General features: G+C 54.1%; 18 protein-coding genes. 5 read left to right on the top strand and 13 right to left on the bottom strand.

The window, feature by feature from the left end:
• Window positions 1-25 precede the first annotated feature (25 nt).
• The 11 genes from IT893_RS08610 to IT893_RS08560 all read right to left on the bottom strand — a co-directional run bounded on the left by IT893_RS08610 (window position 26) and on the right by IT893_RS08560 (window position 9,847).
• Window positions 26-1,300 carry an NAD(P)/FAD-dependent oxidoreductase gene (locus tag IT893_RS08610; RefSeq protein WP_197147459.1) on the bottom strand — a complete coding sequence of 425 codons (1,275 nt, stop codon included), beginning with the start codon at window positions 1,298-1,300 and terminating at the stop codon, window positions 26-28.
• Between the two features lie 49 nt (window positions 1,301-1,349).
• A complete protein-coding gene (locus IT893_RS08605; RefSeq protein ID WP_064781409.1) occupies window positions 1,350-1,796 on the bottom strand; it encodes a hypothetical protein in 447 nt (148 codons plus the stop codon).
• The gene (locus IT893_RS08600) at window positions 1,796-2,896 is read right to left on the bottom strand and encodes a c-type cytochrome (RefSeq protein WP_064781410.1); all 1,101 of its coding nucleotides are present in this window, start codon (window positions 2,894-2,896) and stop codon (window positions 1,796-1,798) included. The genes IT893_RS08605 and IT893_RS08600 overlap by 1 nt, the downstream gene beginning before the upstream one ends.
• Window positions 2,880-4,142, bottom strand: coding sequence for a sulfite dehydrogenase (soxC, locus tag IT893_RS08595; protein ID WP_040824043.1), 1,263 nt, complete (start codon window positions 4,140-4,142; stop codon window positions 2,880-2,882). Before soxC ends, IT893_RS08600 begins: the two co-directional genes overlap by 17 nt.
• 127 nt (window positions 4,143-4,269) lie before the next feature.
• On the bottom strand, window positions 4,270-5,964 hold the full coding sequence (soxB, locus tag IT893_RS08590) for a thiosulfohydrolase SoxB (RefSeq protein WP_197147458.1): 1,695 nt from the start codon (window positions 5,962-5,964) through the stop codon (window positions 4,270-4,272).
• 118 nt (window positions 5,965-6,082) lie between these two features.
• Entirely contained in the window at window positions 6,083-6,943 is an 861-nt protein-coding gene (soxA, locus tag IT893_RS08585; protein WP_197147457.1) for a sulfur oxidation c-type cytochrome SoxA, read from the bottom strand.
• Between the two features lie 61 nt (window positions 6,944-7,004).
• Window positions 7,005-7,331 (bottom strand): thiosulfate oxidation carrier complex protein SoxZ, encoded by a 327-nt coding sequence (gene soxZ, locus IT893_RS08580; protein WP_063089497.1) that lies wholly within the window; start codon window positions 7,329-7,331, stop codon window positions 7,005-7,007.
• Between the two features lie 20 nt (window positions 7,332-7,351).
• Entirely contained in the window at window positions 7,352-7,807 is a 456-nt protein-coding gene (gene soxY, locus IT893_RS08575; protein ID WP_008891065.1) for a thiosulfate oxidation carrier protein SoxY, read from the bottom strand.
• Window positions 7,808-7,826: 19 nt separating this feature from the next.
• Window positions 7,827-8,288, bottom strand: a complete 462-nt coding sequence (soxX, locus tag IT893_RS08570) for a sulfur oxidation c-type cytochrome SoxX (protein ID WP_064781412.1) — start codon at window positions 8,286-8,288, stop codon at window positions 7,827-7,829.
• A 196-nt stretch (window positions 8,289-8,484) separates the two neighbouring features.
• Window positions 8,485-9,102, bottom strand: coding sequence for a thioredoxin family protein (locus tag IT893_RS08565; RefSeq protein ID WP_197147456.1), 618 nt, complete (start codon window positions 9,100-9,102; stop codon window positions 8,485-8,487).
• A 10-nt stretch (window positions 9,103-9,112) separates the two neighbouring features.
• Window positions 9,113-9,847 (bottom strand): cytochrome c biogenesis CcdA family protein, encoded by a 735-nt coding sequence (locus IT893_RS08560; RefSeq protein WP_197147455.1) that lies wholly within the window; start codon window positions 9,845-9,847, stop codon window positions 9,113-9,115.
• A 120-nt stretch (window positions 9,848-9,967) separates the two neighbouring features.
• On the opposite strand from IT893_RS08560, the gene IT893_RS08555 reads away from it, so the two are divergent.
• The 3 genes from IT893_RS08555 (at window position 9,968) to IT893_RS08545 (ending at window position 12,023) form a co-directional block, all read left to right on the top strand.
• Window positions 9,968-10,342, top strand: a complete 375-nt coding sequence (locus IT893_RS08555) for a transcriptional regulator (RefSeq protein WP_197147454.1) — start codon at window positions 9,968-9,970, stop codon at window positions 10,340-10,342.
• Between the two features lie 113 nt (window positions 10,343-10,455).
• A complete protein-coding gene (locus IT893_RS08550; protein ID WP_040823953.1) occupies window positions 10,456-10,818 on the top strand; it encodes a helix-turn-helix transcriptional regulator in 363 nt (120 codons plus the stop codon).
• A gap of 110 nt (window positions 10,819-10,928) precedes the next feature.
• Window positions 10,929-12,023, top strand: a complete 1,095-nt coding sequence (locus IT893_RS08545; RefSeq protein WP_197147453.1) for a YeeE/YedE family protein — start codon at window positions 10,929-10,931, stop codon at window positions 12,021-12,023.
• Window positions 12,024-12,042: 19 nt separating this feature from the next.
• Here the strand turns inward: IT893_RS08545 and IT893_RS08540 are convergent, their stop codons facing one another.
• Entirely contained in the window at window positions 12,043-12,981 is a 939-nt protein-coding gene (locus IT893_RS08540; protein ID WP_252724119.1) for an MBL fold metallo-hydrolase, read from the bottom strand.
• A 198-nt stretch (window positions 12,982-13,179) separates the two neighbouring features.
• A complete protein-coding gene (locus tag IT893_RS08535; RefSeq protein ID WP_008891073.1) occupies window positions 13,180-13,668 on the bottom strand; it encodes a MarR family winged helix-turn-helix transcriptional regulator in 489 nt (162 codons plus the stop codon).
• A gap of 322 nt (window positions 13,669-13,990) precedes the next feature.
• Between IT893_RS08535 and ectA the strand changes: the two genes are divergently transcribed.
• The gene (gene ectA, locus IT893_RS08530; protein WP_197147451.1) at window positions 13,991-14,539 is read left to right on the top strand and encodes a diaminobutyrate acetyltransferase; all 549 of its coding nucleotides are present in this window, start codon (window positions 13,991-13,993) and stop codon (window positions 14,537-14,539) included.
• A gap of 126 nt (window positions 14,540-14,665) precedes the next feature.
• Window positions 14,666-15,949 carry a diaminobutyrate--2-oxoglutarate transaminase gene (gene ectB, locus IT893_RS08525; RefSeq protein ID WP_197147450.1) on the top strand — a complete coding sequence of 428 codons (1,284 nt, stop codon included), beginning with the start codon at window positions 14,666-14,668 and terminating at the stop codon, window positions 15,947-15,949.
• Window positions 15,950-15,965: the final 16 nt, after the last annotated feature.

Here is a 15,965-nt window from a genome sequence, read left to right as displayed (position 1 = left end):
TGTTTCGGACGCTTCTCTCGTCTGATTAGCCAAACATGTCCTTGGTGATCCCGTCATACCAGGCAACAGATTCCTCAAATGTATGCCGGCGGACATCGGCACCTTCATCGGGTTGGCTGATAAAGGATGATGTGCTCGCGATCGCGCCGTCAACATTGCCATATTGCGCCCCGACCTTGATTCCGTCATTGGTTTCGACAAGGCTCCAGCACGTATTGAGATAACGCGCTGGAAAGACCCGCGTATCCATCAGATCCGCCATCAGATGCATCACCACCACTTTCGCCTGACTGTTGGCAGCAGATCCTGACTTCGGCATGGCGCCTGCAATAGACGCATCACCGATGACAAAGATTTTCTGATCGCGTTTGGACCGCATGCTTTCGGCATCCACCGGGCAGAAACCGCTGTCATCCGAAAGCCCCGCACTGATGGCAATGCTCCCGGCCTGCTGTGCCGGAATGATGTTGAGCAACGCACCGCTAAAGGTATCAAAATCGGTCTCTACCGTTCCGGCTTCGACATCGACACTCTTGATCCCCCCATGGATATTGGGCCCATACCATTCCACCATGCCCGGATAGTATTTCTCCCACCCTTCTGCAAACAGACCCTGTTTGGAGAATTTCTCTTTCGGATCAAGAACAACGATCGTGCAGTCAGTGAGCCCGCGTGCCTTAAGCGTATGGGCGATCATGGAAACACGTTCATACGGGCCCGGCGGACAGCGATACGGATTGGGTGGCGCTACCATCACCACCTGATCACCGTTTTTAAGGCCATCGATTTTTGATTTAAGTAATTGTGTCTGTGGCCCCGCCTCCCAGGCATGGGGGGCAATTTCCGCCAGCTCCGCCGAATATCCCGGAACACTATCAAATACCAGATCAATACCCGGTGACAGGACCAGCCGGTCATAGGGGATGGTTTCCCCGGTTGATGTGCGCACCTGCTGGGCTGTGCGATCAATTTCTTCTGCCCGGGCTGTCACTTTGCGAATGCCATAATCATTGATCAGACGATCATAGCCATGCGTGATCGACGCAAAATCGCGATAGCCACCCAGATACAGGTTGGAAAAGAAGCAGGTCGTGTATTTCTCGGAATCCTCAATCAGGGTGATGTTGATTGCCCCACCGGCCTTTTCCGCCAAATGACGGGCCACCGTCGCCCCACCTGCACCGCCGCCAACAATCACGACATTCTTGCGGCCTTGGGCACGCAAAATGCCCGGCATTGCCATGGCACCTGCACCGGCGCCGAGAAACTTGTTGAACGTTCGCCTTGTGACACTGCTCATTTTCTTGTTCCTGATCCGTTAATTAACGACGTTTCATAAACTCCAACCTCTACTCCTTGGTCGAAAAATAGGTCGCAAGCGCTGCCAATTCTTCCATACCAAGGCTTGCCATGATTGCCTGCATCACCGAATTGTCGCGCAGGCGGTATTTGTATTCCAGCATCGCCTCGACAAAATACTCGCGCGGCAATCCGTCGATCACCGGGATCGCATGATTGGCAGCTTGTCGCTGATGACACGTCAAACATTCTGTCGCGAGATAAGCGCCATAATCTGCATCACCTGGCATTGCCAACACCTGTCCGATGGCCTCACCCAATGGCATGTCCGGTGTCGTTTTCTCCGCACCGGACTCCGCAAACGAAAAGTTCGGGATCAAGAAGATCCCGAACGCAACACACAGCCAGATCTTATCAATGCCCAGCACCCGAAACACGCGCGCCGTCAAAGCCCTGCCACCATCCGTTTCATGATGTTTCCGGTGACAGTCACGCATTAATCGATCCCCCCGGCACCGTTTTCTTCATCGCCGTCCGGCGTAACATCGAGAACACGCGCGCGCATCACGATCTCAGCCGGACCATCGCCACAGTTTTCCATGCAGGGTTCAACATTGGTCGCGAAATTTGCCTCTTCCAAACGATCATCGGGATAGAAGTTCTCTTCGTTAGGCAACGAAATCTCGCTAAAGGTTTCATTGGATAACTCAAAGTCTTCTTCTGTGACAATGTCGTTCAAATACAACAGGTAAGCTGTAATTGCGTAAGTCTGATCCGCACTCAGCGACCGGGCATTGCCAAACGGCATTGCCCGATGGACATAGTCAAAAATCGTCGAAGCGAACGGCCAATAGGACCCGATGGTCTTAACCGGGCGATCCGCCGTCAGGGTATCAAAGCCCCCCGACAATACCGGCCAGCGTCCCTCGCCTTCACCAAACACACCGTGGCACACCGCGCAGTTTTCATCATAGAGCACGCCTCCATCTGCAACCGTACCGCTGCCAAAAGGTAGCCCGACACCGTCCGGACGCACATCAATATCCCACGCAGCAACTTCTTCGGGCAGTGCTTCGCGGCCAAGATGATAAACACCATGCTCAGGGATCACTGCATCTGCCGCATTCACAGCAGGTTCCGCCGTAGATGCGGTTTCCACAGGTGCTGCTGCCGGCGCAGAATCAGGTTCAGCTGCGGCTTGCTCTGCACTTTCCGAGAAGGTTGCCAGATAGGCGATCACATTGGCGATCTCGTCGTCTTTTTTCAGGCCGGCAAAGGCCATCTTCGTACCTTTGACATAGTCGCGCGGTTTCGCCAGATATTCAGTCAGGCTGTCGTGGTCCCAGACCAAACCTTCTTCGCCGGCCTTGGTCATCGCCTTGGAATATTTGAAATCCTCAAGCGATCCTGCGACACGCCCAAAGATTTCATTGAGCTCTGGTCCGACCTTGTTTTTGGCTCCTTCACCCACGGCGTGACAGGCAGCACATTTGCGGAAAACCTTCTCTCCTGCATCTGCATCTTGCGCGTTGGCACTGGTTGCCCATGCTGCGCCAAGCAGAACGATGCTTGCGGTAAACTTAAGAAACTTCGACATTTTCCGCCTCTCCGTTCGACTTCAGATACCAGGTCTGGATGCCATTATTGTGATAGATGGAGTTATCGCCACGCGCCGCCCGCAGGGCGTCCTTGGTCGGCTGGACGTAACCCTGTTCGTCAATGGCACGCGATTGCAGATAAAGCGGCGATCCGTCCCAGTTGAATTCGTAATAGAAACGATGCAGCGACCGGCTAAGGCTTGGTCCATCAATTCGGGCATGCTGCCAGTTGCGGCCACCGTCAATCGACACATCAACGCGCTTGATCTTGCCATGGCCAGACCATGCAACACCGGTAATGATGGTATGGCCGCGGCCATGGGTGATGGGGGCCTGCGGGCTTGGATTGGTGATGACCGATTTGACATCCATTGCCCAGGTAAAGCGCCGTGCTCGGCCATCAGGCATAAGATCGGTGTATTTCGACGTCTCTTCGCGGAGCTGCCATGGCTTATCGCCGACCTCGATCCGGCGCAGCCATTTCACCCACATATTGCCTTCCCAACCCGGGACGCACAGACGCACCGGATATCCTTGTTCGGGACGCAAGGCCTCGCCATTCATTTTGAAAGCAACCAGGCAGTCATCAAGCGCCTTTTCAATCGGGATCGAACGACCCATACCCGATGCATCGGCACCTTCGGCCAAGATCCATTTTCCGGCTGGTTTAACACCGGCTTCTTCCAAAAGTGTCCGCAGGCGAACGCCGGTATACATCACGTTATGCAGCATACCGTGGGTAAACTGGCAGCCGTTAAGCTGCGCGCCACGCCACTCCATGCCAGAGTTCGCCGCACATTCAAGGAAGTAGACCCGGTTTTCACGCGGGAAGCGCATCAGATCCTGCATGGTAAAGACAAGCGGCTTGTCGACCAGACCATTGATCATCAGGCGATGCTCAGCCGGGTCCACTTCGGCGACCCCGCTGTGATGACGCTCAAAGCAAAGACCATTTGGCGTAATGATGCCGTCAAGTTCATGCAACGGCGTGAAGTTGATCGACGATATCGGATCGGCGGTCAGCCATGGCACATCGCGACGCACGACATGGGCTTCAAACGGTGATGGCACACCATAGGGTGCGGCATCCACGCCCGGACCGGAATACTGGTTCCAGTCCTTGAGTTCCGTGATCGCCGGATCCGGGGTTCCGGCCGCCAACGCAGCACCGCCACCAATTGCGGCAACCGCCGCCCCACCAGCGGCTGTTAAACCACCCTGAAGAAAGCTGCGCCGACTTGGCACAAAATTCTTATCTTTTTGAGGTTGTTTGGACATGGCTCTTGGTGCCCTCCCTACACATTCGAAATTTTATATATATTGAGGCGAAAAATGCCCTGCCCGGTGATTGGAACCGGCCAGGTGATTTCGCCTAGTTCATTCCAATCACTTTCACGGTGTCATTGCGTGGAATATCAATGACCTTGTGACGGGTGATGTAGTTTTCCATCAGATCGTAGACCGCGGGTCCTTCAACGCCTTCGTTGACGGATGCCCAACCGGCGACGACATAACTGCGATCCGCTTCAATCGGCTCGCCAGTCTTGATCATGGTCATGTTCGAGATACGGTTGCCGATGCTTTCCTTGGGTGCGCAGCTATAGGCCATGCCACCGACACGAACCATGTCACCCCCCTGTTGGAAGAACGGATCCTTGTTAAACAGGTTGTCACAAACGTCCTCGAGGATTTCCTTGATCTGCGTGCCAGTGAATTCCAGACGATAAACCGACGGGTAATTCATGCTGGTCTGGTTATAAAGATCATCGATGGTGATATCGTCACCCGGAAGCAATGTCGTACCCCAACGGAATCCCGGGCTAAATGCCAGTTCCGCATCTCGTTCTTCCATGATGCCCTGACAAATCAGGTCATCCCATGTCCCGTTGAAATTACCGCGGCGATACAGCAGACCTGATGTCTTGCCGATGACGCGATTGCACTCCGCCTCATAAGGTGCGCGGACCTCGTCAATCTTGGCGGCCATTTCCGGATCCGGATCGATTACATCCGAGAACACCGGAATAAGTGCTGAATTATAATCGGTTACGCGCCCATCTTTAACTTCCAGATCAACGCGCCCCAGATATTTGCCGTGTGAACCCGATGACAAAAGCAATGTATTGCCGATCTTGATCGCCTCGGGCACCGCGTCGTGGGTATGGCCTGTCAGGATGACATCAATGCCGTTCACAACGGTCGCCAGTTTCTGGTCCACGTCAAATCCGTTATGCGACAACAGGACGACCACAGCGGCCCCGGCCTCGCGCGCGGCGTCGACATTGGCCTGAATGACTTCCGGGCGAATACCAAACGACCAGTTCGGGATCATCCAGCGCGGATTGGCAATCGGGGTATAGGGCATGGCCTGCCCGATCACCGCGACCTTGTGCCCGCCGGTTTCATAAAACGCGGTATGTTCGAAAACCGGTTCATCCCATTCCGTGTCAAAAACGTTGCTGGCCAGGAACGGATAACCAAGATCATCAACGATCTCCTTGACCCGATCTTCGCCAAAGGTGAATTCCCAGTGCCCGACCATCGCGTCCGGCTTGAGCAGCTTCATGCAATCAACCATGTCCTGCCCATTGGTCTTGAGCGACGTGTAAGACCCCTGCCAGGTGTCACCACCATCAAGGAACAGAACGTTGCTATCCCCGCGTTCCGCACGGATCGCCTTGACCAGCGTCGCGGTGCGATCAAGGCCGCCAAGCCGTCCGTAAGTCCGCGCCATATCGACATAATCGACCATGGTGTGCGCATAGGCGAGCGGACTGCCGCGCTTTATCCCGAAGTGGGACAGGAATTCCTCGCCAACAAGATGCGGCGGAATGCCTTCAAACGCCCCGACACCGTAGTTTTCTGATGGCGGGCGGAAATAGACCGGCTTTAGCTGGGCATGAACATCGGTGAAGTGCAAAAGCGTAATGCTGCCTTTGCTGTCAAACTTCAAAAGATCGTCCTGAGTCAGACGCTGTTGGGCAGCCACACGGGTCAAACTACCCATATAGCCGGTCGCTGCGGTGGTCACAGCTGCCCATTGCAAAAATTCACGGCGCGAAAACATTTATTGGTGGCCTCCGGGCAATATTCACCTGTTCGGCAACGCGGCCGAGGCATTTAAAGGAAGAAAGGCGGGGCAACCGGGAGGATAAGCCAATCACCCCTGTAGTAACTTTTGAATCTTATTGGCGAACTGCAGGTGTCTCGACGGACAAGCCGGTGCCACGCCAGGTCACATAGACCTCAAGCGCCATCAGTTCGTCAGAAAATGCAGCCGGGAATTCCGCACGGGTATCACGGATGCAACCGCGAAAACGGTTATGCAGTGACACCAGACTGGCCTGCTTCAGGCGATAGGTCGGGAACCCGTTGACATTGCCCTGACTGAGATGGTCGGCGCGAATGTAGTTGCCATTGTTCTGTTCATGACAAGATGCACAGGAAAGATTGAGCTGCCCGGTCCGGGTGTAATAAAGCTCGTTGCCCTTCTCCCACCAGCTCTGCATGTGCCCTTCGGCAAGATCGATGGCGACCGGCGTGCCCAAAGACTGATGTTTGACATAGGCGGTCAACGCCTTTTGCTCAGGCGCATCAAACTTATAGGCCTCTGCCTCCATCTCTTCGGTGCGGCACTTGTTGATCTGAAGTTCCACATTGATCGGGCGGTTGGATGCTTCATCCCATTTCGGGAAGCTTGCCCCGACACCAGCCATGCTTTCCTCGGCATCCCCGTGACAGGATGCGCAGGATTTACCGGCACTTCCGTCAACCGTATTCCAAAGATCCGCACCGTCCTGCACTTCAAGCATTCCGGGATTTTCAAAGGTATCGGTTTCCAGAAGACGCGTTTCTTCGGTTCGATACAGCCAGCCTGACAGCACCTCGTCAAGCGGGTGACCTTCTGGCGGTGCTGCACGGGTGATCATCTGGATTTCGCCGTCGATGACGAGTTCATCGTCAACCGGCCCACCGGCAAACGCAATCCCCGGGACAAGTGCGGTCATGGCAACCGCAGCAGCTTTGGCTATGATTTGGTTTCTCAAGACATTCCCTCCCGATGCAGTGGCGGGCCCGTGATCACCTGGATCAAGGACCCGTCCCGAATCATTTTATGGCGATCTTGTTTTCAGTCTCGTAGACAGAACCGTCATCATCCAACCAGCTGAACTTGAATGTTCCAGCCTCGTTAACCTTGGCGGAAAACTCGATATAGGGGTTGGCGGAAATTGCCGGCTCGAGTTCACAGGAAAACACGGGCTTGCCGTTGAATTCACAGGTGAACTTGTTGATGATCTGGCGCGGGATGAGATTGCCATCCTTGCCCTTGCGCAAACCTGATTCCATCGGATGGTTGATCAGGGTCTTGATGGTGATGATCTCACCAGCCGATGCGGATTTCGGCACCTTTACACGCGGCTTGATATTGTCCATTTGACTTTCTCCCGATCCGATCAGCCGCCGCAACCACCGATGGTCACTTTGACTTCTTTTTTATCCATGAAAACCTGCCCCTTACTGGTCTTTGCGACCGCAACCACATTCTGGGTTTTCGCAAGACGCATGCGGGTTTTCGCCTCGGCTGCACCGCTCATCGGCGTGAAGTGGAATACAGCGACATCCGGGTTGGGGTTGCCTTCGGCATAGATGACAACCGACTCAACGTAATCGTCATCCGTCATCGGGCTTGCCACAGACACCTCGATCGGCACGGTGTTGCCGTTTTCGGCAATTTCCGGCGTCGTCAGGGTCAGGTCACCACCCATCGCGGGCTCTTTACCACCGGCAAAGTTTTTGATGCTTTCGGCTGTGGCTTCCGGCGTGGCAGAGGCGGACAGCGAGAAGCCGAACACTCCGGCTGCAGCTGCACCGACCGATGCACAAAGCATTTGGCGTCGTGTGAGATTCATCTTGGTTCCTCGGTGGTTGTTATTCTTTGAGCGTCGCCAAATAGGCCACGACATCTTCAACTTCCTGCGCGGTCAGGATTGTTTTGCCGACCAGATCTTCGCGGACATTGATGCCGACATTCAGCGAATAGAAACCCGGCATAACCGTCTCTTCGGAGAAAACTTCTTTGGCATCAGCCACGATGGCGCGAAGTTCGCCCTCGCTCCAGCGGTCGGCAGCACCATCAAGCGGCGGCCCGACTTCGCCGTGGAACAGCTGGTCGCTTTGATCTTTGACAGCGTGACATGCCAGACAGTTGCCAAGGCTACGATTGGCAAAGACCTTACGCCCGTTTTCCGGGTCTCCCGGCTGGCTGGTCAATGACTGGGATACAGACATGTCATCGAATTTGACATCGGCAGGTGCGAGTGCATCAGCTGCGGCAAGGGCCGGAAGGCCAACGATCAGGCACGCAAGAAAGGTTCTTGGTTTCCAAGACATGGCGTTGTGGTTCCTCCTGTGACGATGCCCCTGCCCTCTGTGTGGCATATGAACATCCCCGGTCTGACATCTGGCGGCTCTGACGGCGCCTTTAGTTCAAGTTATTCAAACTCAACTTTTAATTCAACACATAAATATGATATTTTTAATGTTTCATGTTCTGAACTATTAATTATGCATACATTGCAAGGGGTTGTTACTGCCCTAATCGCCCCTCCTCCTGAAGCTTCTGAATGATGCGGGCATGATATTTCTGGAAGTGCTCGTCGGTTTCGTAACCCTTCTCGTTTACCCAGCGAAACATATTCAGGAACGTCCATTTGCCAAACGCACCGGGCATGGTCGCAACCGCGGCCTCGGCGGCATTTTTGCCGTCTTCCGGTGCTTCTTCAGGCAGAAAAACGATGGTCGGGGTAAAGACATAGCCCCACTTGCGGGCGGCGGTTTTCTCGCTCAGCACGTCGCCATCGAGATCAGTCACTTCTTCGTCGCCAAACATGTTGTATTGGACGACCTTGAAGTTCTCCTTGATATAGTCGGATACCTCTGGATCGCTCAGCAGTTCGGTATGCATCTTGGCGCAATAGATGCAGCCACGCTGTTCAAAGATCATCACGAGGCGCTTGTTTTCATCCCGGGCGGCCGCGATATCGTCGGCAATGTCGCGAAATGTGATCGAAAACCAGTCCTGCTTGTGCAGACCATCTTCGCCCACGGTTTCCGCGTGCGATCCGTGTGACCAACTCATTACCAGCAAACCGGCGAGCAGATATTTCGCCAAAGGCACTCCACGCAGCAGATGACGCATATTCATGACGCAACTCCTATCCGAGGGTCGAAAGCGAAGGGAAAGTTTCAAGCAACCATTGGGCGATGGCCGACATCTGCCCGGTCATGAACAAGACACCGGTCAACACCAACAAGATCCCCATCGCACGTTCAACAGTGTGCATGTGTCGTTTGAATTTTCGGGACCAGCCAACGAATTGCCCGGCGAAAAGCCCCGCCAGCGCAAAGGGCAAACCGATTCCCAGCGAATAAACCGCAAGCAACCCAGCCCCGCGCAATGCCGTGCTTTCCGCCCCGGCAACAAACAGGATTGCGGCCAATGCTGGCCCCACACACGGTGTCCAGCCAAAGGCAAAGGCAAGCCCCATCACATAGGCCCCGACAAGACCCGCCGGCTTTTTCGCAACGTTGACCCGCGCATCGCGATACAAAAGCGATATCCGGAACACCCCCATGAAATGGAGGCCCATGACCGCAATCATGATCCCGGCAATGATCGATAAAATGTCAAAATAGCTGGCCAGTGACTGACCAATGACGCTCGCCGTCGCGCCAAGGGCGATGAAAATCGTGCTGAAACCCGCGACAAAGGCCAATGCCGTAAAGAACACCTGGCGTGACTTCGCACTTGCGACCGCGCGATCATCAAGATCCGCCACACTGACCCCTGCCAGATAGGCAAGGTATGGCGGCACAATCGGCAAAACACATGGCGTAAAGAACGACAACACCCCCGCAAGGAAGGCTGCGCCGAAACCAATATCGAGCAATTCATGTTCCTCCCGGCACTGTGGGTATCTGATTTTGGAATTTGTTTATCAGCGCCTATTCAAAGAATAGTATTTTTCATATATATAATTCAATCATAACTTTATGTAGAATCCAGACATATGAAAAAACCGCACATTTCCCGGGTATTCCGGCTCACTCTGGCCATGATTTTCGCATCACAGATGTGGATCGGCTCTGCATTGGCGACCGAATTGCTGATGCTTGAACAAAAGGGATGCGCATGGTGTGTCCGCTGGCATCAGGAAATCGGCGAAGCCTACCCCAACACCGATCAGGGCAAACTGGCCCCTCTTCGCCGTGTTGATATTCAGGAATGGCCCGAAGACCTTGATCACATCGCGCGTGAACGTGTTACACCGACATTCGTGTTAATCAGCAACAACCGGGAAGTCGCCCGCCTGCGGGGTTATCCCGGCGATCATTTTTTCTGGCCGATGCTTGACGAGATGCTCTCGCAATTGCCGAACGATTAGGAAAACTGTATATTCGGTTTGAAGCACAGTATCCAATCGTGTATTGACCTCGATGTCTGGTATAATCGGACATCTAACGGCTTTGGCCCTTTAACCGACGAGCACAGCAAACGATGGCCCTACCACGTTTCAAGCAAAACATGGACTCGACCGAAGCCGAAGCTCTCCTCAAGCAGGCGCGCAAGGCCAGCGAGATGCTCAAGGCGCTGTCGCATGAGACACGCTTGCTGATCCTTTGCATCCTCCAGGAAGGCGAAAAGTCGGTATCCGATCTCGAAGAAATTCTGTCCATGCCCCAGGCCGTTGTATCACAGCAACTGGCACGGCTTCGCATTGATGGTCTGGTCTCGGCCCGCCGCGAAGGCCGCATGATCTATTACCGCATTGTCGATACAGAAATGGCGACCATCATTGGTACGCTTTATGACTTGTTCTGCGCCCCGGTCCGCGACGAAGAAAAGGCCGCTGCCGAATAGGCGACAACTGCTGATCGAAAAAGCTTCCTTGAATTAGAACAGAAAAAACGTCACGATTCCGCCGACGCCTTGGCAAAAAATTACAATCAACAAGGCGGGAGGAAAACGTCATGCTGGGTTTGGATAATCCTTGGGCCCTGCCGCTTGTCGGTGTTTTGACCGGCATCGTGGTGGGATTTGTCGCACGTCGACAACATTTCTGCACGATGGCAGCCCTTGAACGCTATTGGTTTGCCGCCAATAGCATCGGTCTGCGCGCCTGGGTGCTGGCGGCCATCACTGCACTGTTCTGCACCCAAACGTTTATCGCCCTTGGCGTTATTGATCTTTCCAACAGTTTCTACATTACCCCGACCCTGCCGATTGCAGGCAGCATTCTGGGCGGGCTGATGTTTGGCTTTGGCATGGCCTTTGTCGGCACATGCGGATTTGGCGCGATCATTCGTCTGGGCGGTGGCAATCTGCGTGCACTGGTTGTCCTGACCGGTATCGGACTAGCCGCCATTGCTGCCCTTCGCGGCGTAACGGGCCATTTTCGTGTCTGGTTTCTTGATCCGCTGTCGATTGAGTTCACCTCGGCCGGATCGCAATCGATTGGCGCGATCGCATCAAACGCCAGCGGATTTGATCTGCACTATCCGATTGCCCTGCTGATCAGTGCCATCGGCCTTTGGTGGGTCTTTCGCAGTTCTGATTTCCGTGCCGAACGCGCAAAGGCGCTTGGCGCCATCACAATTGGTGCCTGCATATCGCTTGGTTGGATCTGGACGACGAGCTTTGCAAAATATCGCTTTGTTGAAACCCAGATCGAGGCAGGCTCCTTTGTCACCCCGGTTGGCGATACAATCATGCAGATCATCACCGTTACCGGGGCCCTGCCCGATTACGGGGTTGGATTGGTGATTGGGGTGTTTCTGGGCGCGGCACTGGCAGCTTGGAAAAGCAACGACATGCGCTGGGAAGCCTGCGATGACGCCCGCGAACTTGGTCGCCACCTGCTTGGCGCATTTTTGATGGGAACTGGCGGCGTTTTTGCCCTTGGCTGCACCATCGGCCAAGGTGTCAGCGCGTTCTCCACGCTGGCAATTTCTTCGCCGATTGTAATGATCTCGATTGCCATCGGCGCGCGGGTCGGCCTTGGCGTCCTTCTTGAAGGATCACCGTTTGGGTTCCTGCGCGCAATATCGCTGCGCAAGCACGGTTAAACCAAAACCCACGCAGCAATTATCCCGCCACAACAAACCGATATGCCGGACGTGCCCGCTCGATCACGCCAAGGCCTGGATGCGGCATGTGAAAGCCGATAATCCGCGATCCATCGACGGCAAGCCGATCGAGCAGCATCTTGCGCGTGGCAATGCCCTTTTCGGCATCCTGATCAGATCCGCTTGGCCATTCTGGATGGATCAAGGAGACGGCAACATTGGTAATGGCATCGCCCACCACAAGTGCGCTGTTTGATCCGTCATGGATCATGAAAGATGTATGCCCGGGTGTGTGACCGGCAGTATCGACTGCCTCGACACCGGGTACCACCTCTGCGTCATAATCGAACAACTCGATACGATCCTCAAGGAAGGCCATGCGGTTGCGCGCCCCGACCACAAAGCTTTTGCGCGCGTCGGGCGTTTTTTCAAGCGTATCCTCGGCCTGCCAGTATTCCCACTCGATCCGGTTCATGTGATAGCGCGCGTCGGCAAAGATCAATTCGTCGAAATCATCAATCAGCCCCCACAGATGGTCGGGATGCGCGTGCGTAAAAACAATATCGGTCACTTCATCCGGGCTGACACCGGCCGCATCAATGTTGTCCATAAGCTTGCCGGCTGACGGCATGAAATTCGGGCCAGCGCCAACATCAAACATCACCACCCGATCACCACGGCGCAAAACGGTGATGTTGCAATCGGGCAGCAACGCATCCGTTGGTTGCCCCTCGGCCTTAAGCAAAGCAACCAGTTCATCCTGTGACACATCAGGAAAGGCAAAAGATAACGGCAACATCAGATTACCATCCGATATGACCGTGATGTCTGACGCACCAAGTTTCAGGGAACCAAGCGCTGACGCAGCCCCGGGAAACAACCCGGTTGCCCCCATACCCGCCAGTGCCAACGAAGATTTCAGAACATTACGACGAGACCAGGAATTGCTTCCAGACATTGCATCCTCCACATATATGTTTTTTTGAATGAATGCACTCATGGTTGATTTGGTCAACCTAAAAACATACCAAGTGGAGCTTTCCACACGCCAACAGCCCCGGATGCCACACCAAAGCCCAGGTACGACACCTAGGTCGCGTCGTGTACTTTTTTCTTTATTTACAACGAACTAAAGGAAACATTGATCTCACTGCATTCAGTGTCGATCTACCGCCCTTTCAACAATCTCGTCGTGGTCCAGAACGGGGGCGACGTCGATATCACTGGCATCCATCATCCCTGAAACACGTTGCAGGGCTGCGATGAGAAACGTCTGTTCCCATTCTTCAAGATTGTTGAACTTGTCCGAAAAACGGTCATGAAGCGCCATCGGCGCGCGATCCAGAATGGCCCTGCCTTGATCGGTAAGCCTGACGAACACCTTGCGCTTGTCGGTGTCGCCGCGCTCGCGTGTCACAAGCCGCATCGCCTGCAACTTGTCGACAAGCGCCGTGGTCGATGCCTGGGCCAGATTAACCTTGGCCGCGATCTGGCCAACCGTCATCTCACCGAATTCCTCAAGCGATTGCAAAACAAGAAGCTGGGATGTTTTAAGCCCGGTCACTTTACCAAGCTTTTTGGCGTGGATATCACTCGCCCGCAAAATGCGGCGGATGGAGATCAACGCTTCATGCAATTTATCCATTGTTATTTTCCGGACGTTTTTCGTTTCTATAGCAAGCGTTGTTTTAGCCCCGGACCCGCGGCTGCGCAACGCTTTAAGACACTTTTATATCGAATTTCGATCATTTATTCCATCGATTATCGCTCTATTCAGGAAACAATATTTCATCGAAAGAATATTATCCTTATCGAAGGGCGATACATCAATGTTTAGCTTAATATCAATAACTTATAGAGTTTCACAGGAAAGTCACAGAGAAGGGGTTGATCAATTTGTATCGTTGTTCTATACATCTCTCGCGACATAAATGATCGTGTATCGAAATAACAGAGCAGGCAGACCGATGAAAATTGCCAACACAAACGGCAATACCGGCCAGAAAGCCAACCTGATTATCCGTAAACCCAAGGCCACAGACGGCGCTGCGGTGAATAACCTCATTGCCGACTGCAAGCCGCTGGATGAAAACTCGATGTATTGCAATCTGCTGCAGTGCTCGCACTTCTCAGGCACGTGCGCGATTGCCGAACTGAACGGCGAAGCCGTCGGTTTCGTTTCGGGCTATATCGTCCCCGACCAGCCTGATCAGCTTTTCATCTGGCAGGTGGCAGTTTCGCCCAAGGCCCGAGGCCTGCGTCTGGCGAAGCGTCTGATCCTTGACATTCTGGATCGTCCGTCCTGCCACAACGTCTCGCAGCTGAACACAACGATCACCTCGACGAACGCACCGTCGCAGGGTGTCTTCCGTTCCGTTGCGCGCGAACTGGGTACTGATGTTAAGCGCAAGGTCCAGTTTGAACGCGAAACACACTTCGAAGGCGCCGCTGCCAGCGAAATTCTTTGGCAGATCGGTCCGTTCGAGCGCGAAGACGTCGAACGCGTCGCCGCCTAATCCGGCTGACCTAATTTCCCCACTTGTCATACGCGAAATGGCATCGACCATTTCTGGAACATCCGGCACGCCGGAACGTTCGGTATGACAGGTGGACTTGATTTTCCCAATCTGAAAGAGGGAACTATGACTGTATTTGATCGCCTTGAATCGGAAGTTCAGAGCTATGCACGCTCCTTCCCCGTAACCTTTGAAAGTGCTGAGGGCGCTTGGCTGACCGATGTCGATGGCAACCGCTATCTTGATTTCCTTGCCGGTGCCGGCACGCTGAACTATGGCCATAACCATCCTGTCCTGCAGGAAAAGCTGATTGATTATATCAAATCAAACGGCGTAACCCATGGTCTGGACATGCACACCAAGGCCAAGGCAGCCTTTCTTGAAGCGCTCGAAGAGAAAATCTTCAAGCCGCGCGACATGGAATACAAGGTCCAGTTTACTGGCCCGACCGGCACCAACGCCGTCGAAGCTGCTCTTAAACTGGCCCGTCGCGTCAAGGGCCGCGAAACCGTGATTTCGTTTACCAACGGCTTCCATGGTTGCACGCTTGGTTCGCTTGCCATCACGGGCAACGAACATCATCGTGGTGCTGCTGGCGTCTCGCTTGATAATGCTGTTGCAGTACCGTTTGACGGTTACATGGGTGACGGTGCTGATACCACCGAGTATCTGGACCGTGTCCTTTCGGACAACTCCAGCGGCATCGCCCTGCCCGCAGCCGTGATCGTCGAAACCCTTCAGGGTGAAGGTGGCCTGAATGCCGCTGACTTTGGCTGGCTCAAGAACCTGGAAAAGGTTTGCCGCAAGCATGACATCCTTCTGATTGTCGATGACATTCAGGCGGGCTGTGGCCGTACCGGTACGTTCTTTAGCTTCGAACCTGCTGGCATCAAGCCGGACGTTATCACGCTGTCGAAATCCCTTTCGGCGTATGGTCTTCCGCTTGCCGTAGTTCTGATGAAGCCGGAACTCGATGTCTGGCATCCGGGCGAACATAACGGCACCTTCCGTGGTAACAACCACGCGTTTGTGACTGCCGCTGCTGCGCTTGACCATTTCTGGTCGGATGACAAGTTTGCTGCTGATGTACGCGACAAGGCTGCGTTCCTCGAAACGCGCCTCGATGAAATCATTGATCGCTATGGCGATGGCAAACTCTATCGCAAGGGCCGTGGCCTGATGCAGGGTATCTGCTTTGAAAGCGGCGAACTGGCATCGAAGGTCACCAAGGAATGCTTCAAGCATAACCTTGTGATCGAAACCAGTGGTCCGGAAGATGAAGTGGTCAAATGCCTTGTGCCGCTGATCATCTCCAAGCAGGATCTGGCACATGGACTGGAAATCCTTGAACTGGCAACCGCCAAAGCCATGGGCAAGGACGTTTCCCCGTCCAAAGCAGCCGCTGAGTAACATAGTTTGGGCGACG

The sequence above is a fragment of the Thalassospira sp. A40-3 genome (genome assembly GCF_015871485.1).
In the GTDB taxonomy this organism is placed as follows: Bacteria; Pseudomonadota; Alphaproteobacteria; order Rhodospirillales; family Thalassospiraceae; genus Thalassospira; species Thalassospira tepidiphila.
The sequence above is the reverse complement of the archived record's forward strand: the minus strand, read 5'-3'. Positions and strand labels throughout refer to the sequence as shown.

Coding starts and splice junctions, on each gene's coding strand:
- IT893_RS08610 (WP_197147459.1), bottom strand. CDS start 1,300: ATGAGCAGTGTCACAAGGCGAACGTTCAACAAGTTTCTCGGCGCCGGT.
- IT893_RS08605 (WP_064781409.1), bottom strand. CDS start 1,796: ATGCGTGACTGTCACCGGAAACATCATGAAACGGATGGTGGCAGGGCT.
- IT893_RS08600 (WP_064781410.1), bottom strand. CDS start 2,896: ATGTCGAAGTTTCTTAAGTTTACCGCAAGCATCGTTCTGCTTGGCGCA.
- soxB (WP_197147458.1), bottom strand. CDS start 5,964: ATGTTTTCGCGCCGTGAATTTTTGCAATGGGCAGCTGTGACCACCGCA.
- soxZ (WP_063089497.1), bottom strand. CDS start 7,331: ATGGACAATATCAAGCCGCGTGTAAAGGTGCCGAAATCCGCATCGGCT.
- soxY (WP_008891065.1), bottom strand. CDS start 7,807: ATGAATCTCACACGACGCCAAATGCTTTGTGCATCGGTCGGTGCAGCT.
- soxX (WP_064781412.1), bottom strand. CDS start 8,288: ATGTCTTGGAAACCAAGAACCTTTCTTGCGTGCCTGATCGTTGGCCTT.
- IT893_RS08565 (WP_197147456.1), bottom strand. CDS start 9,102: ATGAATATGCGTCATCTGCTGCGTGGAGTGCCTTTGGCGAAATATCTG.
- IT893_RS08555 (WP_197147454.1), top strand. CDS start 9,968: ATGAAAAAACCGCACATTTCCCGGGTATTCCGGCTCACTCTGGCCATG.
- IT893_RS08550 (WP_040823953.1), top strand. CDS start 10,456: ATGGCCCTACCACGTTTCAAGCAAAACATGGACTCGACCGAAGCCGAA.
- IT893_RS08545 (WP_197147453.1), top strand. CDS start 10,929: ATGCTGGGTTTGGATAATCCTTGGGCCCTGCCGCTTGTCGGTGTTTTG.
- IT893_RS08540 (WP_252724119.1), bottom strand. CDS start 12,981: ATGTCTGGAAGCAATTCCTGGTCTCGTCGTAATGTTCTGAAATCTTCG.
- IT893_RS08535 (WP_008891073.1), bottom strand. CDS start 13,668: ATGGATAAATTGCATGAAGCGTTGATCTCCATCCGCCGCATTTTGCGG.
- ectA (WP_197147451.1), top strand. CDS start 13,991: ATGAAAATTGCCAACACAAACGGCAATACCGGCCAGAAAGCCAACCTG.
- ectB (WP_197147450.1), top strand. CDS start 14,666: ATGACTGTATTTGATCGCCTTGAATCGGAAGTTCAGAGCTATGCACGC.